General features: G+C 57.0%; 3 protein-coding genes. All 3 read right to left on the bottom strand.

Features of this window, described 5'->3' with window-relative positions; genetic code table 11:
- Positions 1-487: hypothetical protein (locus lacNas_RS13020; RefSeq protein ID WP_201346935.1), on the bottom strand; the 487-nt coding region annotated here is incomplete at its 3' end.
- Between the two features lie 16 nt (positions 488-503).
- On the bottom strand, positions 504-908 hold the full coding sequence (locus lacNas_RS13025) for a hypothetical protein (RefSeq protein WP_201331615.1): 405 nt from the start codon (positions 906-908) through the stop codon (positions 504-506).
- 24 nt (positions 909-932) lie between these two features.
- Positions 933-2925 (bottom strand): Aq_aa27 family P-loop NTPase (locus lacNas_RS13030; RefSeq protein WP_201346936.1); only part of this gene is annotated, 1993 nt, incomplete at its 5' end.

Here is a 2925-nt window from a genome sequence, read left to right on the forward strand (position 1 = left end):
CCGCCAGGCTGCCGGCCGGCAGCTTCTTGACAAAAGCCAAGTCGGCCGGATCGTAAAGGGCATTGGCCTGCAGATTGTAGGCCCGCACGCTGACACCCATGAAGACGATCGCGTGCGCCAATGCGGCCAGCGGCAAAGCCAATTTCCGGCTCCACTGTTCCAGCGTCAGGCACTCAGCCAGCGGCGTGCTTGCCAGCGGCCAGAAATAGGTCTTCTGCCAAGACAAAGCCTGCTGGGGCACCGGCAGCTTCCGGTCCGCGAACTCGTCTTGCAGCAGCTTGATGTCGTCGTCGTACTGGCGGATCAGCTTGGCCTGGTAGGCCTTCAGCTTGATCAAGGTCTTCATGTTCTGCCGGTTTGTTTCCCCAGCATTTTGCGCCGCCGTGTCCGTCAAAAGCGCCCCGAAGATGATCTGCCAACGGGCGCGGCGCTTTTCATCCAAAATCCTTTTCAAATCAGCTGCCTGCAGCTGAGCCAGTTCCGTCATCCCGCTCCCTCTTTTCCTAGCGCGCCAGCATTTCCTTGAGAGGCTTGAAACGCTTGCTGTCGGCGGTCAAGTTTCTGACCAGCCACTGAAATTCCCCTTCATACTTGCAGTACAAATAGCAGCAAGCCAGGTAACCGTCCTGGTCTTCAGTTGCCCGGTCGAAAACTTCGGTGTCGGGATAATTTTCAACGACCAGCTGGTCCTCATGTTCGTCTCTGAAATAAGCCACAGTCGTTTCCAGATCAGGCCCCAGCTCCTTCAAATCGCCCAAATTGACCAGGGCCAGGACCTGGTCGTAATCCTGGTAGTTGTCGGCCAGAATCCGGCCAGCTGCCTCCAGCTCGCCATCATGGTCCACGATCATGCTGGAAACCGTGTTGTCTCTTTCTTGAACGGCGATCATGCTTTGCGTGTCAGTCATGTCCTTCTTCTTTCTTCTGAAATTCTATTTGAAAAAGCGGTCAAAAAAGCCCCGCGGCTTCTTTTCCTCGCTCTTGGCCGCTTCGGCGGCTTCTTTGGCCTGGGCCAGTTCGTCTTGCAGCTTTTGAATCTGGTCGGCCTGTTCCTTTTTCTCAGCCTCAGCCTGCTGCTGCTTCTCTGCCTGGGCCTCTTTTTCGGCCAAGAGCTGGGCATTCTGCTCGGTGACCTTCATCATCCGGTCCATCATTTCCGCGTTCTTCTTCAGATACGGGGTAATGTTTTCGCCCATTCTCTGCCCTTGAACCTCGGCTGCCGCCCGGGCCTTTTCCATTTCAAAGCGCTCGGCCGCGATCCCGGTTTCCTTTTCATAGCGCTCAACCAGCAGATGGTTGCCCTGCCACAGGTCCATGTTGGCCATGTTGACGCTCAGTCCTTGGCTGTCAAAAGTCTTGCAGATTTCAGCTGAAGCCGGCAGGTAGGCGAAGTAGCGGTTGATGTCGCTTCCCTTGTTGGGGAAGACACGGGCCGGAATCATGCATTCCGGACTCTCCCGGGTAAAGGTGATTTCCCGCAGGGTTGCCTCGTCATGCAGCAGAATGCTCCAGTTGCGCCGGCCCAGGTCTTCAACGATGTTGTAGTTCTTCATGTTGAAGTAGTACTTGGTTTCCGTGTTCACCAGCCCGTATTCCTCAACCAGCTGCCAGAAGGCGTGCTTGACCGGGTAGAGGAAGTCCCGCTTGAGCTTGAGATAGTCCTCGTCATCCATCTTTTCCAGCCAGCGGTCAATCTGCCGGGTCAGGTACAGGAAAAGCGTGTTGTTGAGCCAGTGGCCGTGGTTGTCGGTATTGCCGTCCAGGTATTCGAAAAAGTGGATGTCGGCATCCGTCTTCTTGCGGAACTGGTTGCCCTGACTGATCACGTAGCCGCGCCGGCCGACCTCGGTCAGCAGTTCGATGTCCTTGCCCTTGCTGTTCATGCTGAAGATGGCCACCGGTTCTACTGTCAGCTTCTCCCCATGGCGGTTGCTGCGCTTTTTCAAAAAGCTCTGGGCCGCGCTTGACGAAAACAGGGAAACTTCCGGGTCATCGATGCAGATTGGCGTGATCACCTGCTCTTCGTCCATGTAGTGGTCAGTAAAGTTCCAGATGTTCTTGTTGATGACTTTAGGGTTGGAGCTGTAGGCGCTGACCCGGTCCTGCTTGCTCAGGCTCTTGCCGGCCAGAAGCTTCTTTCTGACGGCAGCCGTCATGCCAAAGAGCTTGTCTTCCGAGCTGGCCTGGACGATCTCCTTGGTGTTGCCGATCGTTAAGTTGGAAGCAATCTTGAGCAGGGTGGACTTGCCCGTTTCGCCCTGGCCCACCAGACCGGCCACGATCGGCACGTCTTCCACGATGCCGTTTCGCTCGTCGATGGCCTGGCGGATCTTCCAGATGCTGCCGCTTTCCAGCACGTACATCAAGAAGGAAAAAGCCGCCTGCGATTCGTTGTCCTGCTTGCGGTCCCGGTAAAAGCGGATGATGTCAAAAATTGCCGAGACGTCTTGCCGGCTTGGCTTTTCGACCGCTACCGGCTCTTCTTGATAAGAATCGATTGCCGGCTTCTCCAGAATTGTCCCGGTCACCGGGTCCTGCAAATAAAGCGGGCGCGGGTAATGGGCCTTTTCATCGGGCAACACGATTGCTTCCCCGTTTTCGCCGCCTTGGTCAAAGACGATCTGGCTCAGGCGGCTGCTCAAGTCCTCATCAGCCAGCAGCTTGGCCGCGGTCAGCTCCTTTTTCTCAATTCCGGTCTTGAAGCGGAGCAGCTTGGCCGTCTGCTTGAAGGCGACGCCGGCCTGGTTGTGGCGCACCTGGCCCAGGCGCGTTGCTTCCCTGAAGTTCTTCAGCGGCGTCTGCACGATCCGGTCGGCCAGGCCGCTGGCGGCCAGCAGGTAGCGGCTACGGGCGCCTTCGTCTTGCTCCAGCCAGCCCTGGTAAATCTGCCGGGTCAGAAATTCCCGCCCCCCTTGGGTCAGCTGC

This window comes from Lactobacillus nasalidis, from assembly GCF_016587775.1.
GTDB classification, from domain to species: Bacteria; Bacillota; Bacilli; order Lactobacillales; family Lactobacillaceae; genus Lactobacillus; species Lactobacillus nasalidis.